The sequence below is a fragment of the Actinomadura litoris genome, from assembly GCF_009733595.1.
Lineage (GTDB): Bacteria > Actinomycetota > Actinomycetes > Streptosporangiales > Streptosporangiaceae > Spirillospora > Spirillospora litoris.
Map to the genome: position 1 here is coordinate 102,395 of NZ_WOFH01000020.1, position 20,716 is coordinate 123,110.

Below are 20,716 nucleotides of genomic sequence, written 5' to 3' on the forward strand. Positions count from 1 at the left end.
TCCCGGTGGGGGCTCTGCCGGTGCCGGTTGTCACGACGTCGGAGCAACAGGGACAAACCGGCGGGTATCGGGACTCTAGCGGCTCCTGCCGACGCGTGAGAAACCAGGGACGGAACGCGACGCGAACGGGCCCGCCCGGAAGGCACGCAAGGTATCGGGGAGGTCGGCGGAGAGTGACGTTCATGGAGATTTAAGGAAGTTCCCGAAAATCACCGGATACCTGATGCGGTTCAGCAGGGAAGGATTCGAACCCGTTATCGAATTTCGGAGGGGGACCGGGTGACCCGGCTGACCGTGGACGACGTCTACCAGTACATTCGCGGTGTCTGTTTCAAGACGGGCCCGCCCGGGACGGTCGGCGCCGAGACCGAGTGGTTCGTCGTCGACGCCGCCGATCCGGCCGCGCACGTCCCCGCCCCCCGGGTGCGCGAGCTGGTCTCGGCGGCGGGCGCGCCGGGCGGCGGGAGCAGCGTCACCTACGAGCCCGGCGGCCAGCTGGAGCTCAGCTCGGCGCCCTTCCCCGGCCTCGCCCCACTGCACGCGGCGCTCACCCGCGACATCGCGCACATCCGGGACGCGCTGGAGCCCGCGGGCCTCACGCTCGCCGGGCACGGCGTCGACCCGGTCAGGCGCCCGCGCTTCCAGGCCGACCATCCGCGCTACCAGTGCATGCGCGACTACTTCGACTCGGGCGGGTTCGCGGACGTGGGCCTCGCGATGATGTGCTCGACCGCGTCCGTCCAGGTGTGCCTGGACATCGGCGCCGACGCCGCCGACGCGGCCCGGCGCTGGCGGCTCGCGCACGCGCTCGGCCCGGTGCTCGTCGCCGCGTTCGCGAACTCGCCGCGGCACGCCGGCCGCCGCACCGGGTTCCGCTCGTCCCGGCAGGGCATCTGGACGCGGCTCGACCCGTGCCGCACCCGGCCCGTCCTGCGCGACGGCGCGGACGCCGACCCCGCCGAGGCGTGGACGCGGTACGCGCTCGACGCGCGGGTCATGCTCGTCCACACCGCGAAGGGCGAGTGGGTGTCCGCGCCCGGACTGTCGTTCGGCGAGTGGCTGGCCGAGGGCGAGCCGTGCGCCGAGGACCTGGAGTACCACCTGTCCACGCTGTTCCCGCCCGTCCGCCCGCGCGGCTGGCTGGAGCTGCGGATGATCGACGCGCTGCCCGAGCGGTACTGGCCGGTGCCGGTCGCCGTCGCCGCCGCGCTGCTGGACGACCCGGCCGCCGCCCGCGCCGCCGAGGCCGCGACCGAACCGGTCGCGGGCCGGTGGGAGCGGGCCGCGCGCTGCGCCCTCGCCGACGCAGCGCTCGCCGACGCCGCGCGGGCCTGCTTCCGCGCGGCGCTGGACGCGCTGCCCCGGCTCGGCGGATCCGGCCTCGTCCCGCTGGTGGCGGAGTACGCCGAGCGCTACGTCGAGCGGGGGCGCAGCCCCGCCGACGACGAGCCGGCCGCACCGCCCCAGGCCCCGACCCCGACCGCCTTCCCGTCCCTGGAGGATCAGACATGGCACCGATGAGCCCCCCGGGCTCGACCGCCGAGTACGACGAGGAGGCGCTGAAGGAGCTGATCGCCGGCGAGCTCGGCGCCGCCCGGAACCGCAGCTTCGGCCTGACCACCGACGCCCTCGCCGACGCCGACCTCACCGCGCAGGTCTCGCCGCTGATGTCGCCGTTCGTGTGGGACCTCGCCCACATCGGCAACTACGAGGAGCTGTGGCTGCTGCGCGGGGCGGCCGGGATCGAGCCGATGCGCCCGGAGATCGACGGGCTGTACGACGCCTTCGAGCACCCGCGCGCGGAGCGCCCGTCCCTGCCGCTGCTGCCGCCGGACGAGGCGCGGTCCTACATCGCCACCGTCCGCGCCAAGGTGCTCGACTCGCTGTCGTCCGTCCGGTTCGACCCGGGGAACCCGCTCACGTCCGGCGGGTTCGTGTACGGGATGGTCGTCCAGCACGAGCACATGCACGACGAGACGATGCTGGCCACCCACCAGCTCCGCAAGGGCGCGCCCGCCCTGCTCGACCCGCCGCCCGAGCCCGTCGCGAGCCGTCCCTCCGGCGCGGACGAGGTGCTCATCGAGGCGGGCCCGTTCCAGATGGGCACGTCCGACGACCCCTGGGCCTACGACAACGAGCGCCCGGTGCACCTGGTGGACGTCCCCGCGTACTACATCGACGTCGAGCCCGTGACCAACGCCGCCTACACCGCGTTCATCGAGGCGGGCGGGTACGACGAGCCGCGCTGGTGGACCCCGGCGGGGTGGGAGTGGCGCAACTCGTCCGGGAAGCGGGCCCCCGCCTTCTGGACGCGCGAGGACGGCCGGTGGCTGCGGCGCCGGTTCGGGCGGACGGAGCCGGTGCCGCCGGGCGAGGCCGTCCAGCACGTGTGCTGGTACGAGGCGGACGCCTACGCCCGCTGGGCGGGGAAGCGCCTGCCGACCGAGGCCGAGTGGGAGAAGGCCGCCCGCTGGGACCCCGCCGTCCAGCACTCGCGCCGCTACCCCTGGGGCGAGGTCTACGAGGAGGGCCGCGCGAACCTCGGGCAGCGCTCGCTGCGCCCGTCCGAGGCGGGGGACTACGCGTCCGGCGCGTCGGCCTACGGCGTGCGGAGGCTCATCGGCGACGTGTGGGAGTGGACGTCGTCGGACTTCCACGGCTACCCCGGCTTCCGCTCCTTCCCCTACAAGGAGTACTCCGAGGTGTTCTTCGGCCCCGAGTACAAGGTGCTGCGGGGCGGCTCGTGGGCGACGCACCCGCTCGCGGTCCGCGGATCGTTCCGCAACTGGGACTACCCGATCAGGCGCCAGATCTTCTCCGGGTTCCGCTGCGCGCGCTCGGCAGGGGAGGCCGCCTGATGTGCCGCCACCTCGGATACCTGGGTCCCGGCCGGACCCTGCACTCGCTCGTCTACGACGGCGAGCACTCGCTGGAGCACCAGGCGTACGCGCCGCGCATGACGCAGGGCAACCTGCTCAACGCCGACGGGTACGGCATCGGCTGGTACGGGCCGGGCGACGCGGCGCCCGTCCGGTTCCGGCGCGCGCAGCCGATCTGGACCGACGCCTCCTTCCGCGAGATCGCCGGCGCCGTCCGCACGCCGTGCGCGGTCGCGGCGGTCCGGTCGGCGACCACCGGGTTCCCCGTGGACGAGTCGTGCGCCCAGCCGCTCCGCGCCGGGACCCGGCTGTTCAGCCACAACGGCAAGATCGAGGGCTACGCGGGGGTGGAGGGCAAGCTCCGCGAGCTGGCGGGGGACATCGCGGAGGTCCCCGACGCCCGCGCGCCGCTCGACTCCGCGCCGCTGTTCGCGCTGGCCGCGCGGCTGTGGCGGGAGGGCGCGCCGCTCGGCGCGGGCCTCGCCGGCGCCGTCGAGGCCGTCGCCGCGCTCGCCCACGGCCGCTACAACCTGCTCGCCTCGGACGGCACGTCCCTCGCCGCCACCACCTGGGGCGACTCGCTGTTCGTCCGCGAGGGGGAGGAGGAGATCCAGCTCGCCTCCGAGCCGCTGGACGGCGATCCCGCCTGGCGGCCCGTCCCCGACCGGTCGCTCGTCACCGCCGGGCTCGCGTCCGGCGTCCGCGTCGACCCGCTCTGATTCCCCGTTCCGACACGTTCAAGCCGTGCCGCTCCCAGCCCGGGCCAGCTCCGGGCCGGGTCCTTCCGAAGGAGAACCACGTGGACAGGTTCCTGACCGCCGACGACCTCGCCAAGACGCTCCGCCTGGACGTCAGGGAGGGGCTCGCCGGCACCCCCAAGACACTGCCGTCCAAGTGGTTCTACGACGAGCGCGGCAGCGCGCTCTTCGAGGAGATCACGAAACTGGAGGAGTACTACCCGACCCGGCGCGAGCGGGAGATCCTGGTCACCCGCGCGCCCGACATCGCCGCCGCCACCGGCGCCCGCACGCTGCTCGAACTCGGCGCGGGCTCCGGCGAGAAGACCCGCGTGCTGCTGGACGCGCTGAACGGCACGCTCCGCTCCTACGTCCCGGTGGACGTGAGCGGGGACTTCCTCGAAGAGGCCGCCGCCGGGATCGCGGCCGACCACCCGGACCTCACCGTCCACGCCGTCGTCGCCGACTACGAGCAGCACCTGCACCTGCTGCCCACCGGCGAGCGTCGGCTGGTCGCCTTCCTCGGCGGCACGATCGGCAACATGCCGCCCGCGACCCGCGTCGGCTTCCTCGGCGGCCTGCGCGCCACCATGGGCGAGGGCGACTTCCTGCTGCTCGGCGCCGACCTCGTCAAGGACACCGGGCGCCTCGTCCGCGCCTACGACGACGCGGCGGGCGTGACCGCCGACTTCAACCGCAACGTCCTGCGCGTCATCAACCGCGAGCTCGGCGCCGACTTCGACCCGGACGCGTTCGAGCACGTCGCGCGCTGGGACGCGGCCGAGGAGTGGATCGAGATGCGGCTGCGCTCGACCCGCGACCAGGACGTCAGCGTCCCCGGCCTCGACCTCGCGGTGTCGTTCGCGGAGGGGGAGGAGATGCGCACCGAGATCTCCTCGAAGTTCCGCCGCGAGCGCATGGAGGCCGAACTCGGCGCGGCCGGGCTGGAGACCGCCGCGTTCTGGACGGACGCGGCGGACGACTTCTGCCTGGTCCTCGCCCGCCCCGCGCTCGACTGAGCCTCCCGGGAGGAGACGGGATCAGCCCTGGCCTCGTACGGGGTGCGCGAGGCCGAGGCGCTTGATGTCCTCGGCCAGGCGGGCCGCCACGTAGCGGTGGCCCGCCGGGTTCGGGTGCGTGCCGTCCTTGCGGATGTAGAGGGTGGCGTTGCCGGTGCCGTTCCGCCGGTTCCCGGTGATCCACTGCTCGGCGATCGGGTCGATGAACGGGATCTGGAGCCGCGCGGCGAGCGGCTTCAGCGCGTCGCGGATGTCGACCGCCTTCTGCGGCGGCGGCGCGCTGCCCCACAGCGGGCCCATCAGCACGACGCGGGTGCCCGGCCAGCGCTGGCGGGCGCGCTCCAGCACCGCGTTCGCCGCGGCCGCGACCTGCGCGGGCGGGAACCGCCAGTCGTTGTGCCCGCCGGACACGATGAGCAGGTCGGGCGCGGGCCGCCAGCCGAGCTGGCCCTCGAACAGGTTGAGGTAGGCGTCGCCGACCGCGCTGTGCGCGACGAAGCCGGTGCCCGCCCGGCCGCCGACGATGACCTGCCAGCCCAGCAGCCGCGCGGTCGCGGGCGCGTACGTCGTCTCGGGCAGCGCGCCCCGCTCGCCGACCGTGTAGCTGTCGCCGAGGAACATCACCACGGGCGGCGCCGGGCGCTTGGACGGCTCGTCCGCCGCGGCGGAGCGGTGCGCCGACCCCCCGCAGCCCGCCACCGACGGCAGGCCCAGGCCGAGGCACAGCGCGAGGATCGCCGCGCCGCGGCGGGCGCGGCGAGATGTCATGGAGGACCACCAAATGTTCCGGGGAATCGCACCGCATCTTACTGATCCCCGCACCGCGGCCGGGCCGGTCCGCGCCGACTCGCCGTGGCGGCCGCCGATCGAGACCTCATCGTTTCCTACACCCGCCGTTTACCGCGTCCTCACCCGCAGGCTCGTCCCCCGCAACCGGGCACCGAGAGGGTTCCGCGGTGACCCGGCGTGCGCGGCTGCGCGAACTCGACCTGCTCCGCTTCCTGGCGGCCATGGCGGTGGTGCTGTACCACTTCACCGGCTTCGGCGGCGACGGGGCGTGGCCGGAACCCGCGCGGGAGGTCTTCCCCGAGCTGGCGGGGGTCACCAGGTACGGCTACCTCGGCGTCGACCTGTTCTTCGTCATCAGCGGGTTCGTGATCCTGATGAGCGCGTGGGGGCGCGGCCCCGGCGAGTTCGGGATCTCGCGGCTGGTCAGGCTGATGCCCGCGTACTGGGCGAGCGTGCTGCTCGGCGCGGTCGTCTACGCGCTGTTCCGGGAGGGCAACGGCGTCCCCGGGCTGGTCGTCCCGAACATGACGATGCTCCAGGGCGGGCTCGGCATCCGCAACGTGGACGCCGTGTACTGGACGCTCTGGGTCGAGATGCACTTCTACGTCCTCGCCGCGATCCTCGCGGCCGTCGGCATCACCTACCGGTCGTGCCTGATCTTCATGGCGGCGTGGATGTTCGGCGGCGTCTTCGCGGACGAGGCGGGCAACGAGCTGCTCCAGATCATGCTGGTGCCGACGTGGAGCCCGTACTTCATCGCGGGCATGGCGCTGTTCATGATCCACCGGTTCGGGCCGACGCTGCTGCTGTGGGGCTATGTGGCGGTGTCGTGGCTGCTGGCGCTGCACTGGGGCACCTGGCGCGCCGGAACCGCCTTCAAGGGCGCCGACGACACGGTGGTCGGCGTGGTCGTGACCGCGATCTTCGCGGTGATGATCCTCGTCGCGACCGGGAGGCTCGGCCGGATCCGCTGGAGCGGCCTCACCCTGCTCGGCGCGCTCACCTACCCGCTGTACCTCGTCCACTCGCAGCTCGCGCTGCCGCTGCTGGACGCGGCCTACCCCGAGCTGAACCGGTGGGCGGCGCTCGCGGCCGTGACCGCGGCGTCGCTGGTGCTGGCCTACGCGGTGCACCGGCTGGTCGAGCGGCCCGGCGCGGCCTGGCTGCGGGCGAAGCTGCTCGCCTCGCTGGCGCCGATGCGCCCGGCGGCGGAGGCGGCGCCGGGAGGTGCCGGCGCGGCCGCCGTACCGGCGGCGCGTCCGGCCGACGCGGAGCTGATCCGGCACTGATCCGGCACTGATCCGGCACTGATCTCGGCACCGGAAGAACGGCGCGGCGGTGGCCGGATCGGGACGCCGGGGCCGGTACCTGGGCGAACCCGGTAACACTTCCTCGATCATCATCGTTGATTCTGATGACCCGGGCTCTGCCGTCCCGGGGGTTTCGGGGCGAGGATGGGACAGATGCGGTCGTTCAGCCGGCACGGGTCGGAGATGGTCACGCCGTCGGCGGTCGACCCTTGTATGGACGACGACGGGGCGCGGCGGTTGCGCGAGTCCATGCGCCGCCACGACTGGAGGGCGGTGCGGGGCTTCTTCGCCGGGATCGAGGACCCCGACGACCGGTCGTTCTACATCGGCGTCTGCGCGGGCGCGCCCGGCGTCCAGGACTGGATCACCGAGTGGTGCCGGACGCAGCCGAAGGCGACGCTGCCGCTGACGATCCGCGCCGCGCACGCGCTCACCCGCGACGCCGCGGCGCTGGCCGAGGAGTGCCTGGCCGAGGTCGTCGCCCGCGACGAGAAGGACGCCCCCGCCCGGGCTCTACTCGTCGCCGCCGCGATCGCGGGGGATCTCGACGAGGCGGAGGCGAGGGAGCGGTTCGACGAGGCGGTCCGCGTCCACCCGGGGCACCTGCACGCGCACACCCGGATGCTCGCCTACCTCCAGGCGCGGGACGCCCACGACGACGCGCTCGCGTTCGCGCACGAGGCAGTGTCCACGGCGCCCAAGGGGAGCCCGCTGGGCGTCCTCGTCGCCGAGGCCCACATCGGGCGCTGGCGGTCGCTGCCGACGGCGCGGCGCGGCGCCTACATGTCGGGTGACGCCGTCCGCGCCGACCTGGTCGCCGCCGCCGGGGACTCGATCCGCAGCTCCGCCTACGAGGCCCGCCCCGGCTGGCCCGCGATCCACAACGCGTTCGCGTTCGCCTTCGTGATGGCGGGCGAGGTCCGCTGGGCCGCCAAGCAGTTCGAGGTGATCGGCGACCGCGTCACCGAGCGCCCCTGGGACGCCTACCGCGACGACCCCGTCGAGGCGTTCGCCGAGCTGCGCGAGTGGGCGCGCACCTGGATCGACACCTGAGGTGTGACGTTTTCGCGCGGGGGCGCGCTGAACGAGGTGAGGGTGGTCGACCGGTGTGAGCGGGCGCCGGACGGCCGCTCGCCTCCGGCGGGTCCGCCTCCCCCGGTCGGACCCGCCGGAGGACTGTCTGATAAGACCCGGCCCACGCCCCTCGCCTGGCGGCTGTGTTCATGAAGTCCCGGCCCACGCCCCTCGCCTGGCGGCTGTGCTCGTGAAGTCCCGGCCCACGCCCCTCGCCTGGCGGCTCGGGGCGTGACCGCGCCTTGGCGGACGCGGCATCGCTTCGCGATCTTCGCGGCGGGGCCTCGCCTCCGGCGTCGGCCCCGCCGCTCAGTTACGCGCCCGCGCGGTGGCCGAGGCCGCTTCGGAACCCGCCTGTTGGTTCCCGTGCCGGGTGACGCCGGAGGGCGGCTCTCCTACCGGATGGAGTTTCCAACCCTTCGGGTAAGGCGGCATGTCCCGGCGCCGGAGCGCTCCGATCAGGGAGGCGGACCAGAGCTGTTCGCGCACCTTGATAGGGCCGCTGATATGGGCGCCGACGTGTGTTTCGTCACGTGCCGAAATGGCGGCCACCGTGGAATTCTCCTGCTCGCGGCCACCCTGAACCGCATCAGTTAACCGTTTCAGTGAACCGATTCAGCAGACCGGTCGCCAACTCCGGTCGCGGTTTTCGTCGGTGCGGGCATCTAGGGTTGAGGCGTGCCAGACAGGCGCAAGCGCGCGACCATACGCGAGGTGGCGCAGGCGACGGGGTTGTCGCCTGCGGCCGTGTCCTACGCGCTGCGGGGCATCCAGACGTCGGAGGAGACCCAGGAGCGGGTCCGCGCGGCGGCGGAGGCGCTCGGCTACGAGGCGCACCCGATCGCCCGCGCCCTGGCCAGCGGACGCACCGGCCAGGTTGGCCTGCTCTGCGGTTCCCTGGAGGATTACTGGCAGCAGTCCCTGGCGGTGGGCATCGGCCGGGCGCTGCTCGCCCGCGACCGCTACGCCCTCATCGTGGACGCGGGCGGCGACCCCGAGCGCGAGCTCGCCCTCGCCCGGCGGCTGCGCGACCAGCGGGTCGACGGGCTGATCGTGCAGCCGCTCGACCCGTCCGCCGCGCTCTGGCCGGAACTGGCCGACACGATCCCGGTGGTGTCCATCGGCGACGCGCTGCGCGGCGGCCGGGCGCAGGGCGAGGTCGTGTTCGACAACCGGCGCGGCGTCACGCTCGCGCTGGAGCACCTGCGCGACCTCGGCCACCAGCGGCTCACCGTGTTCACCTCGACGCTGGCGAGCACCCCCGACCGCCCGGCCGACGTCCACGTCGACGCCGAGGCCGAGCGGCTCGGCCTGCGCGTGGACGTCGTGGTCGTCCCGCAGTCGCTCGCCGAGGCCACCGACGTCGCCATCCGGGTGCTCGGCGGCCCGAACCGTCCTTCGGCGGTCTTCTGCTTCGCCGACTCGATCGCCTACGGCGTGTACGCGGCGACGCGCGAGCTGGGCCTGGACGTCCCCGGCGACGTCGCGGTCTGCGGCTATGACAACCACCCGATGTCGGCGCTGCTGACGCCGCCGCTCACCAGCGTCGACTGGGACATCGAGGGAATCGTGCACGCCGCCGTCCGCCTGGTCGTCGACGTCATCGACGGAAAGCCGCGCAAACGCCGCGTCGTCCGCGAACCGTCGCTGCGGGTGCGGGCCTCGACCGGCCGTGTCGATTAGGTCACGTCGCGGCCCGTGCCGCGCCTTCGCGTGTCCGCGCTCTCGCGACCTCGCGGCGGTATGGCGATCGTCACTTCTTTATGCGCCCTTCCGCGTCCTTCCGTGTCGGCCGGGAGCGGGCGGGGATGAAGGGGTTGATAACGATTCGGCGGTGTTCCACGGTGCTACGCTACTTTCCCCTGATTTCCGGTAGATACGCTTAACATGCGTGGTTCCGGACATACCGGGGCACGGGGTCGACGGTACCCATTGGCTACGGTTGGGTAGAAGGCCGAAATCGATGACCGGCGTTGCGGCGCCCGACGAGGACGTGAACCGTTTGATCACCTTTGAGGGCGTGACCAAGCGCTACCCCGACGGCACCGTCGCCTTGGACGATGTGAGCCTGGAGTGCCCCACCGGGCAGATCACGGTGTTCGTCGGCACGTCCGGCGGGGGCAAGACGACGGCGCTGCGCACCATCAACCGGATGGTGGAGCCGACCGGCGGGCGGGTGCTGATCGACGGGCAGGACGTCCGCGAGCGCAAACCCGCCGAGCTGCGGCGCGGCATCGGCTACGTCATCCAGCACGCCGGGCTGTTCCCGCACCGCACGATCGAGGACAACATCGCCACCGTCCCCTACCTGCTGCGCTGGAACAAGAAGAAGGCCCGCGACACCGCCCGCCAGTTGATGGAGCGCGTCGGGCTCGACGCCGGGATGGCCAAGCGCTACCCCTTCCAGCTCTCGGGCGGCCAGCAGCAGCGCGTCGGCGTCGCCCGCGCCCTGGCCGCCGACCCGCCGATCATGCTGATGGACGAGCCGTTCAGCGCCGTCGACCCGGTCGTCCGCGCCGAACTGCAGGACGAGTTCCTCCGCCTCCAGGACGAGCTGCACAAGACCATCGTGTTCGTCACCCACGACATCGACGAGGCGATCAAGCTCGGCGACCGGATCGCGGTGTTCCGCACCGGCGGCGAGCTGGTCCAGGTCGCCGCCCCCGAGGACCTGCTGGCCCACCCCGCCGACGACTTCGTGGCGGGCTTCGTCGGCCAGAACCGCGGCATCCGCAGCCTGTCCTTCGCCGACACCGCCGAGCTGAGCCTGCGCGACGACCTGGTCCGCCCGGTGACCGCCGCGCCCGCCGACACCGCGGGGCTCGACTGGGTGCTGGTGGTCGACGAGGCCCGGCACCCGCTCGGCTGGGTCCGCGGCCCGGAGGTCACCGGCCCGCTCGCCGACGCGGCGCTCGCCCCGGTCGGCGGGACGTTCCAGGTCGGCGCCGACTCGGTGCGCGGCGCGCTGGACGCGGCCGTGCTGTCCCCGGCCGGGCTCGCGGTCGGCGTCGACGGCGGCGGCGCCGTGGTCGGCGTGACCGGCGGCGCGGAGCTGCTCGCCGTCCCCACCCATGGCGAGCACCACCGGCGCCCCGGCAAGGAGCATCCCGTCGACACGGCCGGCGCCGACTCCGCGTCCGCCGTGCGGGACGGTGCCTCCGACTGATGGACATCGACTGGGGCTGGATCGGCGACCACACCGACACGCTCACCGATCACGCCCTCATCCACCTGCGCCTCGCGCTGCTGCCGGTGCTGTTCGGGCTGCTGATCTCGCTGCCGCTCGGCGTGCTGTGCCGCCGCTGGGGCTGGCTGTACCCGCCGGTGCTGACGGCCTCGAACATCCTCTACGCGATCCCCTCGCTCGCGCTGTTCATGGTCTTCATCCAGTACACCGGGCTGGAGCCCGCGACGGTCATGATCCCGCTGACCCTCTACAGCCTGTCGGTGCTCGTCCCGAACGTGGTGGACGGCCTCGCCTCGGTCTCCGAGCCGGTCCGGCAGGCGGCGACCGCGATGGGCTTCGGGACGCTGCGCCGCCTGCTGCGGGTCGAGCTGCCGATCGCGGTGCCCATCGTGATCGCCGGGGTCAGGGTCGCGGCGGTGTCCTCGATCAGCCTCGTCGCGATCGGCCAGCTCGTCGGGCAGGGCGGGCTCGGCTACGACATCATCCGCGGCTACCAGCTGCAGTTCCAAACCCAGATCATCGCCGCCTCGGTGCTGATCATCGTGCTGGCCCTGGTCACCGACGCGGTCCTGGTGATCGTCCAGCGGCTGCTCACCCCGTGGGCGCGAGCGCGCGGGAGGGCGTCGTGAACGACCTGTGGAACCAGATCGACCTGTCCTGGTCGTGGCTGACCGCGTCCGCGCAGTGGCACGGTGAGGACGGCATCCCGCACCGGCTCGTCCAGCACCTGTACTACAGCGGGGTGTCGCTGCTGTTCGCGGCGCTGATCGGGCTGGCGCTCGGGCTGCTGGTCGGGCACACCGGGCGCGGCGGCTTCCTCGCGATCAGCGTCGCCAACATCGCCCGCGCGATCCCGACGTTCGGCCTGGTGCTGTTCGTCGTCGTCATCGAGTACAGCATCGTCCCGGTGCTGATCGCGCTCGTCGCCCTCGCCGTCCCGCCGATCCTGGTGAACACCTACGAGGGCCTGCGCGGCGTCGATCCCGAGGCCAAGGACGCGGCGCGCGGCATGGGCATGTCGGAGTGGGGCGTACTGTGGCGGGCCGAGGTGCCGATGGCGCTGCCGCTGATCCTGCTCGGGCTCCGCACGTCCGCGATCCAGGTCGTGGCGACCGCGACGATCGCCGCCTACCCCGGCTTCGGCGGGCTCGGCCGCTACATCATCGACGGCCTGGCCCGCAACGACTACCAGCTCGTCGTCGGCGGGACCGTGCTGGTCGTGGCGCTCGCGGTGATCGTCCAGCTGATCTTCGCGGCACTGCGCCGCATCGTCGTCTCGCCGGGCCTGCTCGGCACCGCCCGTTCCTCCTGAACGGTCAGAAGAGAAGGAAAACCGACAATGAAGAATATGATCCGCGCCGCCGCCGTCGGCCTGGTGGCCGCACTCGCGCTGTCGGCCTGCGGTGGTGGTGACGACGGCGACGACGGCAACCCGCTGGCCGGGGGCGGCAAGAAGGGCACGATCACGGTCGGCGGCGCCAACTTCCCCGAGAGCGGCCTCATCGGCGAGGTCTACGCGCAGGCGCTGGAGGCCAAGGGCCTCAAGGTCGAGCGCAAGCTCAACATCGGCGCCCGCGAGATCTACTACGACCAGGTCGTCAAGGGCGGCATCAGCGTGATGCCCGAGTACAACGGCGCGCTGCTGTCCACCTCGGTCGACAAGTCCAGCACCGCGACCACCACCGAGGAGGTCAACGCGGCGCTCAAGGCCAAGCTGCCGGCGAGCGTGGAGATCCTCGACTCGGCCAAGGCGGAGGACAAGGACTCGGTCACCGTCAACCCGCAGACCGCCGCGAAGTACAAGCTGAAGAGCATCACCGACCTCAAGCCGGTGGCGAAGCAGCTCGTGATCGCGGGGCCGTCGGAGTTCAAGACCCGCCAGCAGGGCCTCGTCGGCCTCAAGGCCAAGTACGGCCTGGAGTTCAAGAAGTTCCAGCCGTTCGACGCGGGCGCCCAGGCCACGCTGGTCAAGCTGCTCACCGAGGACAAGATCCAGGCCGCCGACCTGTTCACCACCGACCCCACGATCCCGCAGAAGAAGCTGGTCGTCCTGGAGGACCCCGAGCACGTCTTCACCGCGCAGAACGTGACGCCGCTGGTGAACAAGTCCGCGGTGAACGCCGAGGCCAGGGCCGCGCTCAACGCCGTCTCGGCCAAGCTCACCACCCAGGACCTCCTGGACATGATGAAGCGCGTCGCCATCGACAAGGAGGACCAGGAGAAGGTCGCCAAGGACTGGCTGAAGAAGGCCGGCCTGGCCTGACCCGCGTCCCGGACGTCCACGGGCCCCGCTCCGCATCCGGAGCGGGGCCCGTTCCGTCGGGGGCGGGTGCTACTGGTGCAGCGGGTCGGGCGCGGGGCTGGCGGCTCGGGTCCGCTCGTGGAGGCGGTCCAGGAGCGGGCCGGTCATGAGCGTGCTGACCAGGGCCATCACCACCATCGCGGTGAACAGCCGCGAGTCCAGGACGCCGAGGCTGAGGCCCACGTTCAAGATCACCAGCTCGGTGAGCCCCCGGGTGTTGAGCAGGATCCCGAGGACGAGCGAGTCGTGGCCGCTCGCGCCGGTGAGCCGGGCCGCGCCCGCGCCGCCGCCGATCTTCCCGGCGCAGGCCACCGCGACGACCGCGAGCACCATCACGAGCCCCTGCCGGCCGAGGCCGCCGAGGTCCACCGACAGGCCGGTCACGGTGAAGAACACCGGGAGCAGCAGCAGGCTCGTCTGCTCGATGCGCTCGGGCACGGCCGGGGCCCGCGCGTCGATGTGGTCCCCGGGCACCACCGCGCCGAACAGGAACGCGCCGAAGACCGCGTGCAGGCCGATCTCCTGCGTGGTCCACGCCGAGACGAGCAGGCCGATGCCGAGCACGGCGTGGATGACCCGGGCGCCGTCGCCCGCGAGGCGGCCCGGCGCCAGCAGCCAGGAGAGCAGGGGACGTACGACGCCGACCAGGACGGCGGCGAACCCCAGGCCGCCGACGACCGTCCGGCCGACGTCCCAGGGGTCGCCCGAGGTGACCACCGCGACGACCACGGCGAGCACGCACCACGCGAGGAAGTCCTGGAGCGCCGCGCTGGCCAGCGCCATGGTCCCGAGCGGGTCGCGGCGCATGTCCCGCTCGTCGATGATCCGCGCGAGGACGGGGAAGGCGGTGATCGACATGGCGGCGCCGAGGAACAGCACGGGCCCGAGCGTCCCGCCGTCCCGTAACTGGGAGGTGTCGAACCACGGGCGCAGCAGCACCGCGAGCCCCGCGCCGAGCGCGAACGGGAGGGCCACCGAGCTCAGCGACACCGCCGTCAGCCGCCCGGCGCCGCCCCGCAGGTGCGACGGGCTGAACCGGTAGCCGACGCCGAACATGAACAGGACGAGGCTCAACTGGGCGAGGACGTTCAGGTGGGGGCGGGCCGAGGCGGGGAACAGCACGCCGACCGGGTCGCCGGGGAAGGCCCCGAGGACGCTCGGCCCGAGCGCGACGCCCGCGACGATCTCACCCATCACCGCGGGCTGCCGCACCCGCCCGGCGAGTGCGGCGAACACGGACGCGGCGAGCAGGATCAGCGCGAGGTCGATGAGGACGGTTCCGATGGTGCTCTCGGCGGCGTGCGCGGCGGTGGCCCGCGCGGTGGCCTGCGCGGTGGCCTCTGCGGTGGCACGTACGACGGCGGGCGCGGCGGACTGGGCGTGCGGTGTCAAGGTTCCCCCGGGTTCCGGACGGTCGCTAGCCGAGGTGGCGCTCGGCCACCCACGGGTCGGAGAAGACGCTCTTCAGGTACTTCGCGCCCGAGTCCGGGGAGATGACGACGCACCGCGCGCCCTCCGCGAGGCCCCCGCACAGCCGCCGCGCGGCGGCGAGCACCGAGCCCGTGGAGCCCCCGACGAGCAGGCCGTGCCGGCGGGCCATGAGGCGGCACTCGCGGACGGCGTCCCGCTCGTGCACCAGCACCTTGTCGAATTCCCCGGTGTCCTCGAACAGCTCGGGGCGGCGGCTGGAGCCGATCCCCGGGACGAACCGGGGCCGCGCCTCGCCGCCGAAGGTGACCGAGCCGACGGTGTCGACCGCGAAGACCCGCGTCCTGGCGTTCATCGCCCGGAGGTGGTCGAGGCAGCCGCGCAGCGTGCCCGCGGTGCCGACGCCGACGAACAGCGCGTCGAGGTGCCCCAGCTCCTTGAGGATGGCGGGCGCGGTCGTCCGCTCGTGCGCCCGCGCGTTCGCCGGGTTGGCGTACTGGTTCGGCCAGACGAGGGCGGGGTCGGCGGCCAGCGCCGCCCTGATGTACTCCAGGCGGGAGCCGAGGTAGCCGCCGTTGGCGTCGGTGGCGGTCACGGTCCGCACGTCCGCGCCGAACGCCCGCATCATCGCGACGGCGTCGGAGGTGGCGTTGGGGTCGGTCACGATCGTGAGGTCGTAGCCCCGCTCGGTGCAGACCGCGGCGAGCGCGATGCCGAGGTTGCCCGAGGAGGACTCGATGACCCGCTTTCCGGGGCCGAGGGCGCCCGCGGCCTCCACGTCCTCGATCAGGGCCAGCGCCGTCTTCATCTTGATGGAGCCGGCCGGGTTCATGCACTCGATCTTCAGCAGGACCTCCCGTCCCGGCGCCAGGTCCGGCAGCGTGAGGAAGACGTCGTCGAGGATCAGTTCGGAGCCCTTTTCGAAAATCACGGTCACCCCCGTGGGTGTGTCACGGCCCCGTGGCGTCCACGGCGGGCGTCGAGTGCAGGACCGACCAGACGACGTAGAGCGCGAAGACCAGCAGGCATCCTCCGGCGAGGACCTCCACCACCCGGCTCGCCCTGCGGCTGGCGAGGTAGCGGCGGGCCCGGCCGGCCGCCAGCGCGACGCCGCCGAGGAACAGCAGCCCCATCGACGACTGGATCAGGCCGAGCGAGCCGCCCACCCAGAGGTCGGGCCGCTTCTGGAACAGCCCCGGCATGACCGACACGTAGAAGACGCCGATCTTCGGGTTGAGCAGGTTGGTCAGCAGGCCGGTGACGTAGGGGCTGGACGGCCCCGCCCCGGCGCGTTCCGGCGGCGCGCCGTCCGTGCCGGCCGGGTCCGTGCCCGCCGGCTGCGCGTCGGCCAGCGCGGTGGAGCCCGTCACCGCCGCCCGGAAGCAGCCCGCCGCCAGGTACAGCAGGTAGGCCGCCCCGGCCAGCGCCAGCAGCGTGTACACGGCGTGGTTGCGGGCGATCAGCAGCGCCACGCCGATCCCCGAGAGCGCGCCCCAGATGACGGGCCCGGTCACCACGCCGACCGCCGTCGTCAGGCCCGTGCGGACGCCGTAGGCGCGGCTCGTGCGGAAGACGAGGATGGTGTCGGCGCCGGGCATCAGCACGACGGTGAGGGCCAGCCCGGCGAAGACCAGGTAGGGGTTCCCGTCCGCGATCGCTGTCCACCTCCCGGGGACTCAGGACGCGCCCGGACCGGGCGGCACGGTCTCGCAGTACGCGCGGATCCGGTCGCACACCGCCTGGCTGCCGGCCATCATGGCATGCCCGCCGCCCTCCACCAGCTCGAACGGGGACCCCGACAGCCGCGCCGCCGCCTCGGTGACGGCGGGCGGCTGCACGCCGTCCGCCGAACCGGACAGGTACAGCCCGGGGGCGAGGGACCGGACGAATCCCATGGCGGTGCGCGAGCGCTTCATCTCCAGGCATTGGCCCGCGTATCCGATCAGCCGTTCGGGGGTGGAGTAGGGGAAGCGCAGGGCCGGGTCCCCGCCCTCGGCGGCGGTGTCGGCGGCGGTCCGCAGCAGCGCCGAGACGCCCTCGACCGACTCCGGCCGGGAGCGGATCACCTGGAACAGCGGCTCCACGGTGCCCTCCCAGCCCGAGGACGGGCCGTCCGGGCCGAGGTCGAACGCCCCGTTCACGCAGCAGAACCCGCGCACCGCGGCGTCGCCGCCGCGTGACAGGCGATGCAGGATCTCCGTCCCCGAACACCACGACACCCCCACGAACTCCGTCACGCCGTGCTTGCGCAGGAGCCGCGCGGCCTCCTCGGCATGGGCGTCCACCGTCAGGTCGAGGGGCCGCCCGTGGGGCGCGTCCCGCTCGGTGAGGCCGGTGGACCAGCGCAGCACCGAGAACCGCCCCGCGAGCGTCGCGGCCAGCCGGTCGAACACGGTGTGCGGGACGCCGACGGTGTTGCAGACCACGACCCAGGGCAGGCCGGGGGCCGCGTCCGCCCGGACGTCCAGGTGCGCGCTACTCAACGCCCACCGCCCCCTTCGCCGGGGCCCCGGACGCGCCCACCGGGCGGCCGGGGTGCCGGAACAGGCTGGTCGTCCGGGGCCGGGACGGCGACGCGGCGCGGGCCGGGTCGTCGTAGTCGGCGAGGTGCCCGAACCCCGCGGAGCCCATCATGGCGACCGAGGCGAGGTTCGCCGCGTCGCAGTCGATGTAGATGTCGGGCCCATGCCCCTCGACCTCCCGGATCCCGGCCAGTAACGTCCGCGACCAGCCGTGCCGCCGCCACGCCCCGGTCACCACGACCTCGTCCACGTACAGTCCCTCCAGGCGGAGGAACCCGCCGGGGATCGGATGGAGCGGCCCGAACCGCGAGTAGAGCACCGCGGCGCCGACCACCTCGCCGTCGACGGCCGCGATGCAGCGCAGCTCGCCGCCGCGCAGCCGGGCCAGGTAGCCGGCGACCCGCTCCTCGGGCAGGTGGTCGTGCTCGGCCCGGCCCGCCTCGCGCAGCAGGTCGGCCAGGCGCGCCGCGTCCACGTCCTCGTGGGCGCGCAGGGAGACGGCGGCCACCGCTAGCGCCCCTGGGCCTGCTCGATCTTCCGCGCCAGGTCGCGCACCGTCGACAGCCGGGTGATGCCGAGGGCGAAGACGTCGGGGTACAGGGAGTCCGACACCTTCACGAGCGTGTCGATGAGCTTCAGCGAGTCGCCGCCGATCAGCGCGAACTCGTCGGTGGCGCCGACCGGCGCCACGCCGAGCACCGCCTCCCAGATGTCCGCGAGCGCACGCTCGGTCCCCTCGGCCGGCTCCTCGAAGTCGGCGGCGGTGACGGTCGGCAGGCCGCGCGGGAAGACCAGCTTGGAGGTGTCCTTCTTGCCGCTCGGCAGGTACTCGAACTCGTTCAGGAACACATAGGCGGGCGGCACCATCACCGGCGGCAGCTTCTCGCGCAGGTAGTTGATGTACTCGCTCAGCGGCTCGGCGTCGCCTTCGGGCTTGATGAACGCGACCAGCACCGGCACGTCGCCGGACGTGGTGACCTGGACCGTGCAGTCCGCGACGGTCTTGTGCCGCAGCAGGCACGCCTCGATCTCGGCCGTCTCGATCCGCACTCCGTTGATCTTGACCTGGGTGTCCATTCTTCCTCCGAGGTAGAAGTTCCTGTCGGGGCCCAGGAAGGCGAGGTCGCCGGTGGCGTAGCTCCGGACGCCGTCCGGGCCCGTGGTGAACGCGGCGGACGTGGCGGCCGCGTCGCCGGCGTAGCCGAGGCCGACGTGGTCGCCGGTCACCACCAGCTCGCCGGTCCGCCCGGAGCCGGTGACGTCGGCGCCGGCGGTGTCCCGGACCGTCAGCCGGTTGCCCGGGATCGGCCGCCCGACCGGGACGGGATCGTCCACCGGCGGGCCGGTGACCTCGTGGAAGGCGACGTCGATCGCCGCCTCCGCCGGGCCGTAGAAGTTGAACAGCCGCGCGTCCGTGGCCGTCAGGACCGTGGTGGCGAGGTCGGCCCGCAGCGGCTCGCCCGCCGAGACGACCACGCGCAGGTCGGTGCGCCCCGCCGTCCGCTCCAGCACCGAGAACACCCGCCGGAGCAGGGACGGCACGCACACGAAGCCGTGGATCGACCTCGTGGCGAGCGCGTCGGCGAGGTAGCGGGCGTCGGTGGCGCGTTCCTCGTCGGCCAGCACCAGCGTGCGCCCCTGGGTGAGGGCCCAGAAGAACTCCAGCAGCCACGCGTCGAAGGAGCGCGCCGACTTCAGCAGGACGCGGCCGTCCTCCGGCAGGGGGCAGACGACCCCCATGAAGACCAGGTGGTTCAGCAGGCCCGCGTGGGTGTTGACCGTGGCCTTGGGCACCCCGGTGCTCCCGGACGTGAAGACCACGTACGCGGGGGCGTCGCCGCCGGGGGCGGGCGTTGCGAAGGACGGACCGGGCCCCGGCGGGGCGTCGGGGAGCGCCGCGACGTCGACCGTCCGCGCGCCGGGCGCCAGGTCCGCCGCCGTCCCGCCGGGGCCGCCGGTGATCACGATCTCCGGCGCGACGATGCCCAGCATGGCGGCGAGGCGGGCCCGCGGCTGGGTCCGGTCGACGGCGAACAGCGCGGCGCCGCGCGCGAGGACCGCGATCACGGCGGCGCAGAAGTCCAGGCCGCTCGGAAGGTCGACCGCGACCGTCCCGTGCGGGAAGGGCCCGTCCGGGGACGCGGCGGGCGGCGGCCCGAGCGCGGCGGCGATGCGGGCGATCCGGTCGCGCAGGTCGGCGTAGGTGGCGGTGGCGCCGTCCGGCGACTCGACCGCGACGGCCGAGGGCCGGGCCGCGCACCGGCCCTCGACCAGGGCCGCGACCGTGGCGGTTGCTGCCATCGGGGGCGGCCTAGGCGGTCAGGGAGGCGACGCCGTACTTGGCGAACTGCGGTTCGTAGTCGGTGAACATCTCCGAGAACGCCACCGAGATCAGCCGCTGGCTCCCCTCGAAGGGGGTCCTGGCGTGCGAGGTCAGGAGGTTGTCCAGCATCAGGTAGTCGCCGGCCTGCCAGTCGAAGCTGAGCTCGGCCTCGGTGTAGGCGTCGAAGATCTCCTGGACGGTCTCGTCCGGGATCGGGGTGCCGTCGCCGAAGAAGGCGTTGCGGGGGAGCTGCCAGTCGTTGAACTGGCGGGTGAGCGGCCTGATGCGCTCGTCGAGCGACGCCTTGTGGAACAGGTGGCCCTGGTTGAACCACACCTTGTCCCCGGTCTTCGGGTGCTCCAGGATCGCGTGCCTGACCTGGCGGGTCTCCAGGATCAGCGGGCCTTCCGAATGCCAGCGGAACGCGATGCGCCCGTCCCGCATGAACTTCTCGGCCTCCTCGCGCGAGTCGGTGTCGAACGTCTCCTGCCAGGGCACCCCCATTCCGTCGTAGTAGTTGCGGACGTACAGGATTCCCTTGCTCTCGAATTGCTCCCTGGTGTCGTCGCTGAGCGCGGCCAGCACGCGCCGGGTGTCGGCGATCGGGGTGCGGCCGCCCTTGGTCGCGGTCCGGATGCAGGAGAACCAGATGTTGAGCGGGAACTCGTGCCCGAAGGAGTTCGCGTTGTGGAACGGGATGTACTGGTCGGCGGGGTAGGTCGTGGAGGTGTAGACCTGGTCGCCCAGCGGGTCGCGCGGGGAGGACTGCTCGGTGTAGTCCAGCAGCGGGTGCGGGAAGCTCGCGCAGAACTTGCGGAAGACCTCGACGTCGGCGGTCCCCTCGAAGCCGCGGAACAGCACCCCGCCGGCGCTCAGGACCAGGTCGCGCACCGCCTCGTTGTTCGCGGCGGCCCAGGCCACGAGGTCGGTGCCGGGGGCGCGGGGGGTGACCAGGGCGGGCAGCGCCGAGTCCTCGAAGACCCGGGCGACGTCGACGTCGGGCAGTTCGGTCGTCATTGCTTTCCCTTCCGTTGTGGGCGCGGGAGCGGTCCAGCCGGAGCACCCGTCGGCCTACCGGGCACCGGCCATGGAAATGCGTAAGGGACGCGGGAATCGCGGGTTCTCCGCTGGCGGGCGGAGTGGCGG

The 20,716-nt window shown here is 73.1% G+C and carries 19 protein-coding genes; 11 read left to right on the forward strand and 8 right to left on the reverse strand.

Annotated features, from left to right (window positions below):
- Positions 1-279 precede the first annotated feature (279 nt).
- The 4 genes from egtA to egtD all read left to right on the forward strand — a co-directional run bounded on the left by egtA (position 280) and on the right by egtD (position 4,635).
- Positions 280-1,521: an ergothioneine biosynthesis glutamate--cysteine ligase EgtA gene (egtA, locus tag GNZ18_RS38195; RefSeq protein ID WP_312874985.1), complete on the forward strand. Its 1,242-nt coding sequence runs from the start codon at positions 280-282 to the stop codon at positions 1,519-1,521.
- Positions 1,509-2,858 carry an ergothioneine biosynthesis protein EgtB gene (gene egtB / locus GNZ18_RS38200; RefSeq protein WP_246251202.1) on the forward strand — a complete coding sequence of 450 codons (1,350 nt, stop codon included), beginning with the start codon at positions 1,509-1,511 and terminating at the stop codon, positions 2,856-2,858. Before egtA ends, egtB begins: the two co-directional genes overlap by 13 nt.
- Positions 2,858-3,598 carry an ergothioneine biosynthesis protein EgtC gene (gene egtC / locus GNZ18_RS38205; protein WP_216651573.1) on the forward strand — a complete coding sequence of 247 codons (741 nt, stop codon included), beginning with the start codon at positions 2,858-2,860 and terminating at the stop codon, positions 3,596-3,598. The genes egtB and egtC overlap by 1 nt, the downstream gene beginning before the upstream one ends.
- 80 nt (positions 3,599-3,678) lie before the next feature.
- A complete protein-coding gene (gene egtD, locus GNZ18_RS38210; RefSeq protein WP_214616696.1) occupies positions 3,679-4,635 on the forward strand; it encodes an L-histidine N(alpha)-methyltransferase in 957 nt (318 codons plus the stop codon).
- 21 nt (positions 4,636-4,656) lie between these two features.
- On the opposite strand, the gene GNZ18_RS38215 is transcribed toward egtD, so the two are convergent.
- Positions 4,657-5,403 carry an SGNH/GDSL hydrolase family protein gene (locus GNZ18_RS38215; RefSeq protein ID WP_156222005.1) on the reverse strand — a complete coding sequence of 249 codons (747 nt, stop codon included), beginning with the start codon at positions 5,401-5,403 and terminating at the stop codon, positions 4,657-4,659.
- A gap of 188 nt (positions 5,404-5,591) precedes the next feature.
- Between GNZ18_RS38215 and GNZ18_RS38220 the strand changes: the two genes are divergently transcribed.
- From GNZ18_RS38220 to GNZ18_RS38245, 7 genes are all read left to right on the forward strand, one after another.
- On the forward strand, positions 5,592-6,713 hold the full coding sequence (locus GNZ18_RS38220) for an acyltransferase family protein (protein ID WP_173391008.1): 1,122 nt from the start codon (positions 5,592-5,594) through the stop codon (positions 6,711-6,713).
- 174 nt (positions 6,714-6,887) lie between these two features.
- Positions 6,888-7,787, forward strand: a complete 900-nt coding sequence (locus GNZ18_RS38225) for a tetratricopeptide repeat protein (RefSeq protein ID WP_156222009.1) — start codon at positions 6,888-6,890, stop codon at positions 7,785-7,787.
- 699 nt (positions 7,788-8,486) lie between these two features.
- Entirely contained in the window at positions 8,487-9,491 is a 1,005-nt protein-coding gene (locus tag GNZ18_RS38230) for a LacI family DNA-binding transcriptional regulator (RefSeq protein WP_214616694.1), read from the forward strand.
- A 319-nt stretch (positions 9,492-9,810) separates the two neighbouring features.
- Positions 9,811-10,974, forward strand: a complete 1,164-nt coding sequence (locus tag GNZ18_RS38235) for an ABC transporter ATP-binding protein (RefSeq protein ID WP_156222103.1) — start codon at positions 9,811-9,813, stop codon at positions 10,972-10,974.
- Positions 10,974-11,624, forward strand: a complete 651-nt coding sequence (locus GNZ18_RS42845) for an ABC transporter permease (RefSeq protein WP_242885122.1) — start codon at positions 10,974-10,976, stop codon at positions 11,622-11,624. Before GNZ18_RS38235 ends, GNZ18_RS42845 begins: the two co-directional genes overlap by 1 nt.
- Positions 11,621-12,307 (forward strand): ABC transporter permease, encoded by a 687-nt coding sequence (locus GNZ18_RS42850; protein ID WP_242885121.1) that lies wholly within the window; start codon positions 11,621-11,623, stop codon positions 12,305-12,307. The genes GNZ18_RS42845 and GNZ18_RS42850 overlap by 4 nt, the downstream gene beginning before the upstream one ends.
- A 27-nt stretch (positions 12,308-12,334) precedes the next feature.
- The gene (locus tag GNZ18_RS38245) at positions 12,335-13,258 is read left to right on the forward strand and encodes an ABC transporter substrate-binding protein (protein ID WP_216651574.1); all 924 of its coding nucleotides are present in this window, start codon (positions 12,335-12,337) and stop codon (positions 13,256-13,258) included.
- 69 nt (positions 13,259-13,327) lie between these two features.
- On the opposite strand, the gene GNZ18_RS38250 is transcribed toward GNZ18_RS38245, so the two are convergent.
- The 7 genes from GNZ18_RS38250 to GNZ18_RS38280 all read right to left on the reverse strand — a co-directional run bounded on the left by GNZ18_RS38250 (position 13,328) and on the right by GNZ18_RS38280 (position 20,587).
- On the reverse strand, positions 13,328-14,689 hold the full coding sequence (locus tag GNZ18_RS38250; protein WP_156222011.1) for a cation:proton antiporter: 1,362 nt from the start codon (positions 14,687-14,689) through the stop codon (positions 13,328-13,330).
- Between the two features lie 25 nt (positions 14,690-14,714).
- Complete coding sequence (gene sbnA, locus GNZ18_RS38255) at positions 14,715-15,662, reverse strand: 2,3-diaminopropionate biosynthesis protein SbnA (protein ID WP_214616691.1); 948 nt, start codon at positions 15,660-15,662, stop codon at positions 14,715-14,717.
- Positions 15,663-15,675: 13 nt separating this feature from the next.
- Positions 15,676-16,323, reverse strand: a complete 648-nt coding sequence (locus tag GNZ18_RS38260) for a LysE family translocator (RefSeq protein WP_156222013.1) — start codon at positions 16,321-16,323, stop codon at positions 15,676-15,678.
- A 78-nt stretch (positions 16,324-16,401) separates the two neighbouring features.
- Positions 16,402-17,208, reverse strand: coding sequence for an alpha/beta fold hydrolase (locus GNZ18_RS38265; protein WP_156222015.1), 807 nt, complete (start codon positions 17,206-17,208; stop codon positions 16,402-16,404).
- Positions 17,201-17,755 carry a GNAT family N-acetyltransferase gene (locus GNZ18_RS38270; protein WP_156222017.1) on the reverse strand — a complete coding sequence of 185 codons (555 nt, stop codon included), beginning with the start codon at positions 17,753-17,755 and terminating at the stop codon, positions 17,201-17,203. Before GNZ18_RS38270 ends, GNZ18_RS38265 begins: the two co-directional genes overlap by 8 nt.
- A gap of 2 nt (positions 17,756-17,757) precedes the next feature.
- Positions 17,758-19,548: a non-ribosomal peptide synthetase gene (locus GNZ18_RS38275; protein ID WP_156222019.1), complete on the reverse strand. Its 1,791-nt coding sequence runs from the start codon at positions 19,546-19,548 to the stop codon at positions 17,758-17,760.
- A gap of 10 nt (positions 19,549-19,558) precedes the next feature.
- Entirely contained in the window at positions 19,559-20,587 is a 1,029-nt protein-coding gene (locus GNZ18_RS38280) for a TauD/TfdA family dioxygenase (RefSeq protein ID WP_156222021.1), read from the reverse strand.
- Between the last annotated feature and the right edge of the window lie 129 nt (positions 20,588-20,716).